Annotated in this window: 15 protein-coding genes; 7 read left to right on the top strand and 8 right to left on the bottom strand. The window is 65.7% G+C overall.

Annotated features, from left to right (window positions below; translation table 11 throughout):
• Positions 1–161: 161 nt before the first annotated feature.
• On the bottom strand, positions 162–1,391 hold the full coding sequence (locus EBB56_RS09015; RefSeq protein WP_108449140.1) for an amino acid deaminase: 1,230 nt from the start codon (positions 1,389–1,391) through the stop codon (positions 162–164).
• 213 nt (positions 1,392–1,604) lie between these two features.
• Here EBB56_RS09015 and EBB56_RS09010 point away from each other — a divergent pair, with 213 nt between their 5' ends.
• The 4 genes from EBB56_RS09010 (at position 1,605) to EBB56_RS08995 (ending at position 6,021) form a co-directional block, all read left to right on the top strand.
• Positions 1,605–2,468, top strand: coding sequence for a MurR/RpiR family transcriptional regulator (locus tag EBB56_RS09010; RefSeq protein WP_108449141.1), 864 nt, complete (start codon positions 1,605–1,607; stop codon positions 2,466–2,468).
• Position 2,469: 1 nt separating this feature from the next.
• Positions 2,470–3,930: an amidohydrolase family protein gene (locus EBB56_RS09005; RefSeq protein WP_124803981.1), complete on the top strand. Its 1,461-nt coding sequence runs from the start codon at positions 2,470–2,472 to the stop codon at positions 3,928–3,930.
• A 39-nt stretch (positions 3,931–3,969) separates the two neighbouring features.
• Positions 3,970–4,362 (top strand): RidA family protein, encoded by a 393-nt coding sequence (locus EBB56_RS09000; protein ID WP_045995074.1) that lies wholly within the window; start codon positions 3,970–3,972, stop codon positions 4,360–4,362.
• A 168-nt stretch (positions 4,363–4,530) separates the two neighbouring features.
• Positions 4,531–6,021, top strand: coding sequence for a sodium:solute symporter family protein (locus EBB56_RS08995; RefSeq protein ID WP_108449142.1), 1,491 nt, complete (start codon positions 4,531–4,533; stop codon positions 6,019–6,021).
• Between the two features lie 96 nt (positions 6,022–6,117).
• Here the strand turns inward: EBB56_RS08995 and EBB56_RS08990 are convergent, their stop codons facing one another.
• Complete coding sequence (locus EBB56_RS08990; RefSeq protein WP_108449143.1) at positions 6,118–6,723, bottom strand: cytochrome b/b6 domain-containing protein; 606 nt, start codon at positions 6,721–6,723, stop codon at positions 6,118–6,120.
• Positions 6,724–6,848: 125 nt separating this feature from the next.
• Between EBB56_RS08990 and EBB56_RS08985 the strand changes: the two genes are divergently transcribed.
• Positions 6,849–7,238 (top strand): MAPEG family protein, encoded by a 390-nt coding sequence (locus tag EBB56_RS08985; RefSeq protein ID WP_108449144.1) that lies wholly within the window; start codon positions 6,849–6,851, stop codon positions 7,236–7,238.
• Between the two features lie 76 nt (positions 7,239–7,314).
• On the opposite strand, the gene EBB56_RS08980 is transcribed toward EBB56_RS08985, so the two are convergent.
• Positions 7,315–7,899, bottom strand: coding sequence for an NADPH-dependent FMN reductase (locus EBB56_RS08980; RefSeq protein WP_124803979.1), 585 nt, complete (start codon positions 7,897–7,899; stop codon positions 7,315–7,317).
• 147 nt (positions 7,900–8,046) lie between these two features.
• Between EBB56_RS08980 and EBB56_RS08975 the strand changes: the two genes are divergently transcribed.
• Positions 8,047–8,385 carry a hypothetical protein gene (locus EBB56_RS08975; protein WP_045995070.1) on the top strand — a complete coding sequence of 113 codons (339 nt, stop codon included), beginning with the start codon at positions 8,047–8,049 and terminating at the stop codon, positions 8,383–8,385.
• Between the two features lie 27 nt (positions 8,386–8,412).
• Here the strand turns inward: EBB56_RS08975 and EBB56_RS08970 are convergent, their stop codons facing one another.
• The 3 genes from EBB56_RS08970 to EBB56_RS08960 form a co-directional block, all read right to left on the bottom strand.
• Positions 8,413–9,351, bottom strand: coding sequence for a pirin family protein (locus EBB56_RS08970; protein WP_045995069.1), 939 nt, complete (start codon positions 9,349–9,351; stop codon positions 8,413–8,415).
• Positions 9,352–9,452: 101 nt separating this feature from the next.
• The gene (gene ycaC / locus EBB56_RS08965) at positions 9,453–10,076 is read right to left on the bottom strand and encodes an isochorismate family cysteine hydrolase YcaC (protein ID WP_045995068.1); all 624 of its coding nucleotides are present in this window, start codon (positions 10,074–10,076) and stop codon (positions 9,453–9,455) included.
• Between the two features lie 158 nt (positions 10,077–10,234).
• Positions 10,235–11,119: a pirin family protein gene (locus EBB56_RS08960; RefSeq protein WP_124803977.1), complete on the bottom strand. Its 885-nt coding sequence runs from the start codon at positions 11,117–11,119 to the stop codon at positions 10,235–10,237.
• 152 nt (positions 11,120–11,271) lie between these two features.
• Between EBB56_RS08960 and EBB56_RS08955 the strand changes: the two genes are divergently transcribed.
• Positions 11,272–12,189 (top strand): LysR substrate-binding domain-containing protein, encoded by a 918-nt coding sequence (locus EBB56_RS08955; protein WP_045995066.1) that lies wholly within the window; start codon positions 11,272–11,274, stop codon positions 12,187–12,189.
• A gap of 143 nt (positions 12,190–12,332) precedes the next feature.
• On the opposite strand, the gene EBB56_RS08950 is transcribed toward EBB56_RS08955, so the two are convergent.
• Positions 12,333–13,841, bottom strand: coding sequence for a sodium:alanine symporter family protein (locus tag EBB56_RS08950; RefSeq protein WP_045995065.1), 1,509 nt, complete (start codon positions 13,839–13,841; stop codon positions 12,333–12,335).
• Between the two features lie 216 nt (positions 13,842–14,057).
• Positions 14,058–14,426 carry a ribbon-helix-helix domain-containing protein gene (locus tag EBB56_RS08945; RefSeq protein ID WP_083970678.1) on the bottom strand — a complete coding sequence of 123 codons (369 nt, stop codon included), beginning with the start codon at positions 14,424–14,426 and terminating at the stop codon, positions 14,058–14,060.
• Positions 14,427–14,570 lie beyond the last annotated feature (144 nt).

Below are 14,570 nucleotides of genomic sequence, written 5' to 3'. Positions count from 1 at the left end.
CGGTGGTCGCTGTCAGTGTATGTCGGGGGCGTGGCCAGAAAATTGAGCGCAGAGGCGAAGGGCGTCGATCGGTCGTGCCGTCAGCGCTGCGGCAAAGATTGCAGGAGCGGGGCGGGTGGATGGTTTCCGCCCGCTCCTTGGTCGTTCGCTTGTCAGAGTGTCTAGAAGCGCGTCGCCCAGGTATCGACGACCCTGAGCGCGTCATCGACCAGATGGAGCTGGCGCCACTTGTCGAAGGTCATGCAGGGGTGCGAAGCGCCGAAGGCCAGGACGTCACCGATGCGCACGTCGCGGGCGCTGTCCGGTAGCTGGATAAAGGTGTGCTGATCCATCTGCTTGACGACTTGCCAGCCTTCCACCGACAGCTGCTCGCTGGCCTGTCCGCCTTCGCGATAGCGCCTGAGCACCTCGGGCGCCAGGTCGAAGCCGATATCGCGCTTGCCCAGTGCCACGATGGCCAGCCCCGGCTCGGGCAGCGACTGCACCTGTGCGAACACCTCCAGCGCCGGCTCAAGCCCCTGGTGCAGGTCCTGGCGCCGGGACAGCACGCCGGCCTGGGCCTCGCGGTAGATGCCGTGGTCGTGGACCACGTAGCAGCCCGGGCGCAGCACCGGGGTGAAGCGGCCTTCGAGTCCACCGTCGCGGAATTCTTCTGCGATCAGGTCGTACCAGGCTGAACCCGAGGCTGTGACGATGGGCTTGTCGCGCTCGACCAGGCCTTCGGCGGCCAGTCGCTTGACGCCGTCGACCAGGCGCTGGGCGTAGCGACGGATACCGGCCACCGGATCGTCGCCATGGACCACGCCCTCATACCCCTCCAGACCTGCCAGGGCTATGCCGGGCAGGGTAGCCGCCCGGCGCGCCAGCGCCATTACCTCGTCATCATCGCGAAGTCCGCACCTTCCCCCTTCGACGCCTACCTCGATCAGGATATTCAGGGAGATGCCGGCCGCCCCGAAAAAGGCGCCTAATTGGTCCAGGTTCTCGGCGCTGTCGACGGTGACATAGAGCTCGGCGCCGGCACGGATCAGGCCGGCGGCGATGGCCATGTTGGCCTGACCGACCATCTGGTTGGCCACCAGTAGTCGCTGGGCGCCCTCGGCGAAGGCGGCGCGGCACTGGGGCAGGGTGGCCAGGGTGATGCCCCAGGCGCCGGCCTCTAGCTGCCGCCGGAACAGCGCCGGGGTCATGGTGGTCTTGCCGTGGGGCGCAAGCTCGGCGCCGTGGCGGCGGGCGAAGTCCTGCATCCATGCCAGATTGTGGGCGAGCGGCGCCTGGTGGATCACCGCTGCCGGCAGGCTGACGTCGGCCAGCAGCCGGTCGCCGGTTTCCAGGGTGCCCTTGTGGCAACCCTTGGCATCGAAGGAAGAGGAAGAGGGGGAGTGGGCCATGGAAGTTCTCCTGAAGGCGGAACGCGGCTCATGTTACGCCGCACCAGACGATTGGCAATGTTCGAAGATTGATCTGACTACGACCATTGTCGGAAATTTTCAAAAAACGGTGGATGGTTGTTAGAAACTAACATAGCGTAAGGATACCGCAGATGACGAGGGCCCTGGACAGGCTTCGTGATCTGGCAACGTCGCAACGGAGGGAGGCAAGCCGTGAGTCAACAGATCGATATCCTGTCGCGCATCACCGCGGTGGTTCGCTCCCTGAGCGAGTCGGAGCGCAAGGTGGCGGAGCTGATCTTCGACGACATCGACTTCGTGGCAGAGGCCAGCATCAGCGAGATCGCCCGGCGATCAGGCGTCAGTGACGCCACCGTGACCCGCTTCGCCCGCTCGGTGGACTGCGACAACGTGCGTGACCTCAAGCTGCGCCTGACCCGTGCCCTGGCCGCCGGTCGTCGCTTTATCGAGGACGCCGATCCCGCCCGGGGATCGAGCATCGTCTACGACGTTGCCGCCCAGACCCTGGCGCTCAACCGCGAGTTGCTGTTAGAGGCCGATATCGAAGGCGCGGTGGAGCGACTCGACAATGCCCGCCAGATCCTGACCTTCGGCAGTGGCGGCGGCTCCAGCGTGATGTGCCAGGAGCTGCAGTTTCGCCTGATGCGCCTGGGCTATGCGGTCAGCGCCTATCCTCACGGTCTGCTGCCGAGGATGGTGGCCGCCACCCTGGAGCCCGAGGACGTAGTGGTGGTGCTGTCGGTGTCCGGTTACACCCCGGAGATGGTCGAGTCGGCCCAGATCGCCAGTCAGTACGGGGCCCAGGTGATCGCCATCACCGCCGTGGGGTCTCCGCTTGCCGCCGCCGCCAACGTGGTGCTGCCCATCGCCGCCCGGGAGACCGATTTCATTCTTCACCCTTCGGCGTCGCGCTATGCGTTGATGGCCGCCATCGACGTGCTGGCGCTGGAGCTGGCCATGCGTCATCGCGACCAGGCCCGCACCAAGCTCAGGCGTTTGAAGATTGCACTTGATGACCATCGCGGCGGTGACAATCGCCAGCCGCTGGGAGACTGACATGCACCATGACCTCTTGATTCGTCGCGCCACGCTGCTGGATGGCACCGGCGCAGATCCTCGTATCGCGGATGTCGCGATCAAGGGGGATCGTATCGTGGCGGTGGGGGATCTCGCCGGGCACGAGGCCAGCGAGGTGGTGCAGGCCGAGGGGCTGGTGCTGACCCCGGGATTCATCGACGTTCACACCCACGACGACACCAATGTGGTGCGCACCCCCGAGATGCTGCCGAAGCTGAGCCAGGGGGTGACCACGGTGGTGGTCGGCAACTGCGGCATCAGCGCCTCGCCGGTCACGCTGCGCGGCAGCGAGGTGCCCGATCCGATGAACCTGCTGGGCGACGCCGAGGATTTCGCCTACCCCAGCTTCTCCGCCTACGCCGATGCCGTGGCGACGGCCTGCCCGGCGGTCAATGTGGCGGCACTGGTGGGGCATACCAGCCTGCGCTCACTGGTGATGGATGACTTCGAGCGCCCGGCCCGCGACGACGAGATCGCCGCCATGCGCCTTGCTCTGGAACAGGCGCTGGCCGAAGGGGCCATCGGCATGAGCACCGGGCTTGCCTATCGCAACGCCCGTCAGGCGCCAAGTGCCGAGGTCGGTGCCCTGGTGCGCGCGGTCAGCGAGGCGGGCGGCATCTACACCACCCACCTGCGTGACGAGTTCGCCGGACAGGCCGAGGCGATGGACGAGGCCTTTGCCACCGCCGCCGAGGCCCGTGCACCGCTGGTGATCTCGCACCTGAAGTGCGCCGGTGCCGGTAACTGGGGCCAGGCGCCGCGGGCCCTGGCGCAGTTGACCGACGCCGCCAGCCGCCAGCGTGTTCACTGCGACTGCTACCCCTATACCGCCGGTTCCTCGACCCTGGATCTGGGGCAGGTCACCGACGAGATCGACATCACCATCACCTGGTCGAAGCCGCATCCGGAGCAGGCACGTCGGCCGCTGGCCGACATCGCCGCCGACTGGGGGCTGTCGCTGATGGACGCGGCCAGGCGCCTGCAACCCGCCGGCGCGGTCTATCACAACATGAGCGAGGACGACATGCGCCAGGTGCTGGCGCACCCCTTGACCATGGTCGGCTCCGACGGCCTACCCAATGACCCGCATCCGCACCCGCGCCTGTGGGGCGCCTTTCCCCGCGTGCTGGCACATTACAGCCGCGACCTGGCACTGATGCCGCCGGCCGAGGCGGTACGCAAGATGACCGGTCTTTCCGCCGCCACCTTTGGCCTGGAAGACCGCGGTGTGATTCGTCCAGGCGCCTTCGCCGATCTGGTCCTTCTGGATCTCGAGCGCCTGGAAGATAGCGCCACCTATGACCAGCCGAAGACGCCCGCCAGCGGCATCCTCCGGGTGCTGGTCAACGGCACGACGGCCTACGCCAACGGTCAGGCGTCGGGCCAACGATCCGGGCGCATGTTGCGCCGAAGCGTGCGCCTCGCGGCCACGCCACTCTAGCCACGTTTATTGCATCAGCCTTTTTCAGGAGACATTGACATGACGATCAAGCGTTATGGCGCCGAAGGCGGCGTCGGTACCGGCGGTCAGAAACTTCCCTTCTCCCGCGCGGTGGAAGCCGGCGGCTGGCTGAAGGTGTCCGGTCAGACCCCGATGACCGATGGAGAAGTGGTGGAAGGTGGCATCGTCGAGCAGAGCCGACTGGCCTTCGAGAATGCCCTGACCATCGCCCGCGAGGCGGGCTACGACATCGAGGACGTGGTCCACGTCACCGCCGTGCTGACCGACTCGCGCTACTTCCAGTCGTTCAACAAGGTGTTCGCCGAGTACTTCAAGGATCACCCGCCGGCGCGCATCTGCAGCGTTCAGGATCTGGTGGTGGACTGCAAGGTCGAGGTGGACCTGACCTGCTACCGCGCCGACCGCGCTTAAACCAGGGATATTGCGTCGAGCGGCAACTCGACCGGGGCAGGGATGCCCGCATCGTAGCGACAGGAAGGCGCCGGATCCCGGCAAGGACCCGACGCCAGGCACAGCAAACGTTCACGTTCACTGTCTCGATCGCGGCAACGACCGAGACGACAAGTATAAGAGGTCTGTATGAACAGTCATCTTTTCCTTGCTACCTTTTGCGTCTACATCGTCCTGATGATCGGCTTCGGCTGGTGGATGTCGCGGAACGATCGCGGCACCGGCGATGACTTCCTCCTTGGCGGGCGCAGCGTACCGATATTCCTGACCATCGGTACCACCGTGGCCACCATGGTGGGAACAGGTTCCAGCATGGGGGCGGTGGGCTTCGGCTACGCCAACGGCTGGGGCGGCGCACTCTATGGTCTGGGTGGTTCGATCGGGGTGCTGCTGCTGGCGCTGTGTTTCGCCGGTGTGCGCCGCTACCGCTTCATGACCATGAGCGAAGAGTTGTCGTTCTACGTCGGGGCCAACCGCCTGGTGCGCAATGTCGTGGCATTGTTCATCTACGTCGCCTGCATCGGCTGGCTCGGCGCCCATATCCTCGGTGGCGGCCTGTATCTGGCGTGGATGGCGGATATCCCCGCCTGGCAGGCCAAGATGGTGGTGGCCCTGGGCTTCGGTGTCTACTGCGTCATCGGCGGCTACATGGCGGTGGTCTGGACCGACACCGTGCAGGCCATCGTGCTGTTTGTCGGCTTCTTTTTGATGGCGGCGGTGGCCGTGGTCGAGGTCGGCGGCTTCTCCGAGATGACCGCCTCCATGGACGCCGCGGCGACCAGCTTCCTGGCCATCGACAAGGTCGGCCTGGTGCCCGCCCTGTCGCTGATCACGGTGATCGCCGTCGGCGTGCTGGCGACCCCGTCCTTCCGCCAGCGCATCTACTCCGGCGCCTCGGTGGGCTCGGTACGCCGCTCCTTCCTGGTGACCGGCTGCCTTTACATGCTGTTCTCCATCGTGCCGGCGATCATCGGCATGGCGACCTACGCCCTCAACCCCAACCTGGAAAACAGCAACTTCGCCTTCCCGTATCTGGCTACTGAGGTGCTGCCGCTGTGGCTGGGCCTGCTGCTGCTGGTGGCCGGTCTGTCGGCGACCATGTCCAGCGCCAGCAGTGACGCCATCGCCGGTGTCACCACCCTGATCCGCGATCTCTACGTGCTGGTCAAGGGCCGCGCGCCTTCGGCCAATAGCGTGGTCATGCTGTCGCGGGTCGGCCTGGTCGGCACCATCAGCCTGGCGCTTGCCTTCGCCCTGACCTCCGACAACGTGATCGCCTACATCACCAAGATGGTGGCGACCGTGCTGGCGGGCATGTTCGTGTGCGGCGTGCTGGGCCGCTTCTGGCCGCGCTACAACTGGCAGGGCGCGATTGCCTCGCTGGTGGTGGCGTCCGCCACCTCGCTGACGGTCATCTCGGTGGAGAGCTGGAGTGAGTACTGGGGCAACCCGAGCATCCCGGCGGTGGGCCTGGCCATGGCCGCCGGTATTGTGGTCAGTCTGTTTACCCCGGCTTCCGAGCTCAGCGAAGACCAGGCACTCGAGCTGATCACCGAAGAGCGCGAGCGCATGGAGGCGGTGCCGGACGTGCCGCTGCGCAAGGGGCCCGCCAAGGCCTGAAGACCGCTCTCCAGGCCGAAGCACAAAAGCCCGCGCAGGTGACTGCGCGGGCTTCTTCGCATGTCTGCCGCGGTGGCGAGGAGCATGGGGCGCCGCTCAACGGCGCAGTGACCATATTCGGCCAAGAGCGCCGTCCTTCAACACAAGATGGTGAAACAGGGCCGCCGCGATGTGGCCACCAAGCAAAAAGGGCAGCAGCAGATCGGCGCCCCAGTCCCGATGGAAGCGGCCAAACGGCTCCATCAGGGTGATCAGCGGTACTTCGAACAAGGCTGCGAGCGACGCCGCCAATGGCAGGCGCTGAAACGCGGGCAGTGTCCACTGGCCCAGCACCCTGAGGTCGAAGCCGGTACCGATATACGCCGCCACGGGCAGCGCCAGGAGCACGGCGAGCAGGCCACGGTGGGCGAGGCGAGTCACTCGTGGCAGACCCAGGGGTGGCGGCTGCGGCAGCCACAGGTGGGCCGCCAGCAGCCCGAGCGACAGCGCCACACTCAAAAGCCCCAGGTTGACGTGGACCACCAGCAGGTACCAGTTGGCCGACTCGAGCTGGGTGGTCGCCCACTTGCGCCCGTAGGCAGTGAGGTAGAGAAGACCGATGGTCAACGCCAGCGAGGCGTGCAGGGCGCGGCTGGTCACGGCATGACGGGCAGGGTGGACATCGGGGGCGTGGGTGACGTCGTGGGCTCGGCTCGCTGGCATGAAGGAAACCTCGGGGATGCGGTATTGCCCGGTGTCAGGCAACTACCGCCATGCTGACGCCTGGCCCTTCGCCTGTCAGCCATTCCCTGTGCCATGCTGGGGGCAATTCGCCCTCGGAGCCTTCCATGTCGATCTTTCTCGTCACCCTCTTTGTTGCCTCCCTGCTGCCGATCCTGCTGGCCTGGATCGGCGCCGCCTGGCGTGTGCGCCAGTTCGGCCACCTGGACAATCGCCACCCACGTGCCCAGCAGGCGCGTCTTGAAGGCGTCGGTGCACGGCTGCAGGCGGCCCAGTCCAACGCCTGGGAGGCGCTGATCGTCTACGCCACCACCGCGGTGGTGGCCATCGGCACCGGGGTGGAGCTTGAAAGCCTCGACGTGCCGGCGCTGGTCTTTCTCACCTCACGCCTGCTCCACCCGCTGGCCTACGCCCTGAACTGGCAGTGGACCCGCTCCCTCGTCTTCGCCATCGGCATGCTGGCGTGTCTGACGATCATGATCGGAGCGTTGTGGTAGCCGCCCTGAAACGAGACCGGTGGCGGGCGGTTGTCCGCCGGCGTTCAGCCCTTTGACCGTCAGGGGCCGACGGCCGTCATTGTGACGACTGCGCCAGGGTGGTGACCAGGCGCTGGCAAATGTTGTCCAGCGCCTTGGCCTTGCCTTCGTCGGCCAGGCTGCCGTCTTCATGGAAGGCGCTGCCGGCGCCGCCTACTGCAAGCTGGTCCGGCAGTACCGTGACGCCGATGTTGCTCAAGAGCTGACGCAGCAGCGGCAGGGCGCGTAGCCCGCCCAGCCCGCCGGGTGAGGCGCCGACGATGGCCGCCACCTTGTGCTGGTAGGGCTCTAGGGCGCCCAGGTCGCCGTCGGGGCGCGAGACCCAGTCGATGGTGTTCTTCAGAAGCGGTGTGATGAAGCCGTTGTACTCCGGGGAGGCGATGGCGAGGCCCTGATGCTCCATGAACATCCGCTTGAGGCGGCTGGCGTGCTCGGGAAGACCCTCGCCGGCCTCCAGGTCGCCGTCGTAGATCGGCATGGGAAAGTCACGCAGGTCGACAAAGGTGGCCTGACCACCAAGGGCGTCGATGCGCTGTGCCATCAGTCTGGCCAGACGCTTGTTGAAGGAATCCTCCCGGGCGCTGCCGGCAAAGACCAGGATACGGGGGCGGGTATCGCTCATGGGGTTCTCCTGCGGTGTGAACGGAAGTGCAAAAGGGCAAGGCATGGACCAATAGCCAATGGCGCACGCTCTGTCAGCCATTGCCAACGCCGATCTTGTGCATTCATCCTGCAACATATCGCATCAAGATGGCAGAAGGAGGACGATGTGAAGTACCCCACAACGCCGGATGGGCGCTACTTTGTTGCCCGCAATCGTCTCTGGCGCTGCACCGATCCCGGCCTGGACGAGGACACCCGCAAGCGCCACGTCAAGGCGCTGATGGCGGCCCGACGCGCGGTCAAGGAGGCCAACAAGGTCGACGATGACGACGCGCTCAAGGCCGCGCGCCGCCAGGTCCAGGCAGCCAAGGAGGCGCTGGGCGAGCGTGGCCCGGTGTGGTGGTCCGACGGCGCCGAGGATGAGTCCGGACGCGCACCCCACAACAGCTCCTACGCCGACTGGTGGGCCAGCCTGAACGCGCAGGAGGACAAGGTGTCTGGATGAATGCCTTGCCTGTCGGCAAGGCGGCCTTCAGGAAGACCAGGGCAGCGGTGGCGCCTCCAGGCGTGCTCCCTGCCACTGGGGGATGTCACCAAAGCGCTCGCTGGCGGCTTCCCAATCGTGCTGGGCCTGGATGATCGCTTCCCGCGAATGGCCAACGAAGTTCCACCAGATCAGGATCTCGTCCTGCATCGGCTCGCCGCCGATCAACAGGATCCGGCTGCCCGCCGACAGCGACATCTCGAGGCTGTCTCGCCCACGTCCGAGATACCCCAGCTCGTCCACCGCGAAGGCCTCGTCATCCAGCTCGAGGCCGCCTTCCAGCACCAGCACGCCGTATTCGAAGTCAGGACGCAGGGGCACCGCCAGCTTCGTGGTGTCACTGGCCTGAACGTCGAGTCCCACCAGCGGCGAAAAGCTCAGGGTGGGGGCGTGGTGGCCTTCGGCTTCACCGATCAGCAGGGTGAAGTCGGCGCCGTCGCGGCGCCAGCGCGGCAGCTCGGCGTAGTGATCAAAGCGTGGCGCGGTGTCGGCCTTGTCCTGGGGCAGGGCGATCCATAGCTGGGCGGCGTGCAGGCTGTCGGTTTCCGCCAGGCTCTCTTCGGTATGGCTGATGCCGTGGCCGGCGGTCATCAGGTTGACCTCACCCGGTCGGATCACCTGGTCGCTGCCCAGGCTATCCCGGTGGTGGACCTCGCCGGAAAGCATCCAGGTGAAGGTCTGCAGGCTGGTGTGGGGGTGGGGGCCGACCCGCATGGCCTGGCCCTCGCGCAGGATGCTGGGGCCGGCGTGGTCGAGAAAGCACCAGGCGCCGATCAGGCGGCGCTCGCGGGTGGGCAGTACGCGGTGGATCGGCAGGCCGCCGACGTCGGCCTCCCGGGAACCGATGCGCTGGATACAACGGCGTCCATCGACCACCGGGCAGTCCAAAGAAGATGATGGGCGATGGGGCGTTTCGTGCAGGCTCATGGTGGCCTCCTGGGCGGTTATGGCTAGACCTGGTTTGGCTGTACCTGGCTGGGATCGACAGAAAGAACAAGACCTGGGCGCAGTACGCCCAGGCCTGAAGCTCACCCTTGGGTCTGCTGCGAATAGCTCTGCATCAGGTTGGAGTAGGCCGGCAGGTGGGACGCCAACAGGCCACCGAAGCCTTCGATGTCGTTGCGCCAGTCGCGATGCAGCTCGCCACCCACCCCGAACCATGTCATCAACTGGGCGCCGGCCTGGCTCATGCGATCCCAGGCGGCCTCGCGGGTCACCGGGTTGAAGGTGCCGGAGGCGTCGGTGACGACGAAGACGTCGTAGCCGGCCTCGATGGCCGACAGCACCGGAAAGGCCACGCAGACCTCGGTGACCACTCCGGCGATCAGCAGCTGCTTGCGTCCCGTCTTCTCGATGGCGGCGACGAATTCCTCGTTGTCCCAGGCGTTGATCTGGCCGGGGCGAGCGATATAGGGGGCGTCCGGGAACATCTCCTTGAGTTCGGGGACCATGGGGCCGTTGGGGCCGTCCTCGAAGCTGGTAGTCAGGATGGTCGGCAGCTCGAAGAACTTCGCCATGTCGGCCAGGGCCAGCACGTTGTTCTTGAAGGCGTCGGGCTCGAAGTCGCGCACCAGCGACAAGAGGCCGGCCTGGTGGTCGACCAATAGTACGGTGACGTCATCCTTGTCGAGACGAACATAGGGGCGAGTCATGGGGTTTCTCCTCCTGTCAGGGGAAACCTTCCTTGGGAGATGCCTCCGGCATCCAGCCTGGAGGTGGGGTCCCGGCGGCGACTGCCGCCGGGAAGTTGCCAAGCATTGAGAAGGGGTGAGTCGGCAGGGGCAGACGCCTAGCCGCCAGCAACCTGTTTCTAGCTGCCGACACTCTGGGTATCGAGTCGGCCAAACCGGCCACGCCGAAATGCGTCGATGGAGGCGTGGATCTCGGCCTCGCTGTTCATCACGAAGGGGCCATGACCTACCACCGGCTCGTCGATCGGTTCACCGGTCAGCACCAGCAGCCGGGCGGCGGTGTTGGCGGCCAGGGCCAGCGTCTCGCCATCGCGGGACAGCTCGACCACGCTGCCACCGCGCACGACCTCCTGATCCTGTACCAGCAGGGTGCCGTCGAGCACTACCAGAAGGCTAGTGTGCCCGTTGGGTAGCGACAAGGTCGTTTCAGCGTCCTCGTTCAATGCCAGCTTCCAGGCGTTGATCGGGGTAAAGGTCCGCGCCGGGCCACGTGCCTCCAGGTACTCGCCGGCCACCACCCTGAGCTGGCCCGCCTCGCCCGGCAGTGTCACCACCGGGATCTCGTCACGGGTCAGCTTCTGGTAGGCCGCCGGGGTCGTCTTGTGGCGCGCCGGCAGATTGACCCACAGCTGGACCATCTCCAGGTCGCCGCCCTGGCGAGTGAAGTCCTCGGAGTGAAACTCCTCGTGGAGGATGCCGTCGCCTGCGGTCATCCACTGAACGTCGCCCGGGCCGATGGTGCCGCCCCCGCCGGAGGAATCGCGGTGGCTGACCTCGCCGCGATGCACGAAGGTCACCGTCTCGAAGCCCCGATGGGGGTGCACGCCGACGCCACGCTTTTGCTCGCTGGGCGCGAAGTGGTGAGGCCCGGCGTGGTCCAGCAGCAGAAAGGGGCTGATGCGCTCGGCGCCAAGGCGGTCGTAGCTGAACAGCGAGCGCACCGGGAAGCCGTCGCCCACCCAGTGACCGCGAGGGGCAGCGTGTACGGCGTTGATGGTCTTCATGGGACACCTCCTGTCATGGAAGGATCGTTGGCGATCCGTCATGGTGACAGCATAGAATCGAGACGATGGAGGCGGTAGTAGGCAAAATTCGGACGCATCGTTGCATATGTGGAACGATGGTGCGCTCAATCACCCTCGACAGGACCCGAGCCGTGCAGGATCTCAACGACTTCTTCTATTTCGTCAAGGTGGTGGACCACGGCGGTTTTGCTCCGGCGGGCCGCGCCCTGGGGCTGCCCAAGTCACGGCTCAGCCGACGTATCGCGGCGCTGGAGGCACGCCTCGATACCCGCCTGATTCAGCGTTCCACCCGTCAGTTTGTGGTCACGGAACTGGGCCAGGCCTTCTATCAGCATTGCCAGGCCATGCTGTGGCAGGCCGAGGCGGCGGTGGAGGTGGTCGAGCGCCACCAGGCCGAACCGCGCGGGCGCATTCGCCTGAGCTGTCCGCCGAGCCTTCTCGCCACCTTGTTCACGCCGCTGTTTTCCGAGTTCCTGCGTCGCTGCCCCCGCATCGACCTGGACGTGGTGGCGACCAGTCGCCGCGTCGACGTGGTGCGAGAAGGTTTCGATCTGGCGATCCGGGTACGCTATCCGCCGCTGGAAGACAGCGAACTGGTGATGCGCAGGCTGTCGCGCAGCCCCCAGCGGCTGCTGGCATCACCGGATCTGGTGGCGCGCCTGGGGATGCCGGAAGCGCCGCAAGCCTTGAGCGATTGGCCCAGTCTCGACTTCGAGGAACCGGACCGGCGCCATCGCTGGCGCCTGGACGGTCCCGGCGGCGAGGAGCGAATCATCGAGCATCGGCCTCGGCTGGTGACCGACGACGTGGGGCTCTTGCACCGGGCGGTGCTCGATGGCCAGGGGGTGGCACGCTTGCCGTTGGTGGCCGCGGGCGCCGATCTGTGCGCCGGGCGTCTGGTGGACGTGTTGCCGGGCTGGGAGCCTCGGGCCGGACTGATCCACGCGGTCTACCCCAGCCGCCGCGGACAGTTACCGTCGGTACGGGCACTGCTCGACTTTCTCGACGGTGCCCTGGACGAGGAGGACGCGCCGCTGCCCAGGGCGTAGGGACGATCGGGGCGCAACGGTGCCTGGCCTGACGAGACGGCCCGTGTCCGGCCGTCGGAAACGACAACGCCACGGCATGGGCCGTGGCGTTGTTGGTGCCGGGGCTCAAGCGGCCCCTGCGGTCTTGCTGGTCCAGCGCCTGATCAGGCGTCCTTTCCGCTGCCCTTGGGCGCTTCAGAGGAGGAGGCCTGCGAGGCCTTGTTGCTCAAGCTCGGCCAGGCGCTTGGGTCCACCTTGCCCTTGAGCTTGGGGAACTCGTCCGGGTTGAAGGTCGGCTCCTGGCCGGCCTTGAGCTGACGCTCGTAGTCGCGGAACAGGGCGAAGGCCAGCGGCGAGAGCAGCAGGATGGCGGTCAGGTTGATCAGTGCCATCATGCCCATGGACAGGTCGGCGAAGTTCCAGATGGTGCCGAGCTGGGCGATCGAGCCGATCATGATCATCGCCAGCACCGCCAGGCGATAGATGAACACCGCGCCCGCAGAGCGACGCGAGCCCGCCAGGTACTCGATGTTGGATTCACCGTAGGAGTAGTTGGCGATCAGCGAGGTGAAGGCGAACAGCAGGATGGCGATGGCCACGAACATGCCGCCCCAGTCACCCACGTGCTCGGACAGCGCGACCTGGGTCAGCTGGATGCCGTTGGGCGCATCACCGCTCTGCAGCGCCGGCTCCGACAGGATGATCACCGCGGCGGTGGCGGTACAGATCACCAGGGTGTCGAAGAACACGCCGAGCATCTGGATAAAGCCCTGGGCCGCCGGATGGTTCGGTCGGGTGCTGGCGGTGGCGGCCACGTTCGGGGCGGAACCCATGCCGGCCTCGTTGGAGAACAGGCCGCGCTTGATGCCCTGCATCATGGCCTGGGCCACGGCGTAGCCGACGGCACCGCCGGCGGCTTCTTCGAGGCCAAAGGCACTGTTGAAGATCAACGCGATGGCGCTCGGCAGCTCATCGATATTCAGCGCCACCACCACCAGAGCGAGGATCAGGTAGAGCAGTGCCATCAGCGGCACGATCAGCTCCGCCACCTTGGCGATGGAGCGCAGGCCGCCGAAGATGATCGGGGTAACCCCCACCAGCAGGGCGATGCCGACGATCCAGGTCGGGATGTTGAATGCCTGCTCCATGGCCTGGGCGATGGAGTTGGCCTGGACGCTGTTGAAGGCGAGACCGAAGGCGATGATCAGACAGATCGAGAAGGCGATGGCCATCCAGCGCTGACCGAGCCCGCGCTCGATGTAGCGGGCCGGGCCGCCGCGGAAGGTCTTGTCGCCGTGGTCGACCTTGTAGGCCTGGGCCAGGGTGGACTCGACGAAGCTGGTGGCCATGCCGACCAGCGCGGTCATCCACATCCAGAAGATGGCGCCGGGGCCGCCCAGATAGATGGCCACGGCGACACCCGCCAGATTGCCGGTACCCACGCGGGCCGCCAGGCTGGTGGACAGGGCCTGGAAGGAGGAAATGCCCTCGCCGCCATCACGGGATCCCTTGAGCAGGGCGAACATATGGCCGAAGAAGCGGAACTGGATGCCGCGGGTCATGACGGTGAAGTAGAGACCGGCGCCGATCAACAGGTAAACGAGCAGTTTACCCCAGATCAGGCCGTTGCCGACGGAGACGGCATCGTTGAACCAGGTGGCGATGGAATCCATGTCAAATTGTCCATTGGGTAGGAATGCGGAGGCCATTCTTCACGAATTGCCGCGTATGACAAGGAGCGTAGAGAAAAGATTGAGATAAGGCGTAGTTTTCGAGAAAAAAGATATAGACTTTAGTCGCATCAAGAAAGGTGCTGTTCTCAATGGCGCCTCAGGCCAGACATGTGAGGCCGAACGAGGTGTCGGTGAGCCCCTTTACCCGGCGCCGTTTCAGTTTATGCCCAGCGATGCCCGAGACAGGCGTTCGACAGCGGGTTGGGCGGCATTCTGTTGGGCGACATTCTGTTGGGCGGCATTCCCCTGGATGACATTCTCCTGAATGGCATTCTGCTGGTGGATGGCGCAGGCCACCCGCAACAGCGATGCCAGGTTAGGCACCTCACCCCGGATCTCGATCACCTCCTGATGCAGCTCGCTGATGAACTGAACCGTGGTCAGATTCTGGCCGGCGGCGATCTCGTTGAGGATATCCCAGAACTCGTTTTCCAGTCTGACGCTGGTCACCGAGCCCTGCAGGCGGATGGAACGGGTGGTGCACTCGTACTTGGCAGGGTCGGTGGAGGCGTACATATGGCACATGGCGTGGTCCTCTCGCTGGCGTCCGGTCGTTATCGATGATGCCGTCTTCTGACCCTGCCTGGCTCTTGCGTCAAGGAGCATTAGACCATGGTCGACGTAGTACCCCAGTGTTACCCGCCGTAGGCGGAGGCGACATAGGCTTTG

Source organism: Halomonas sp. YLB-10 (assembly GCF_003856855.1).
Taxonomy (GTDB): domain Bacteria; phylum Pseudomonadota; class Gammaproteobacteria; order Pseudomonadales; family Halomonadaceae; genus Halomonas; species Halomonas litopenaei.
This window is presented reverse-complemented; position numbering and strand designations above follow the sequence as displayed.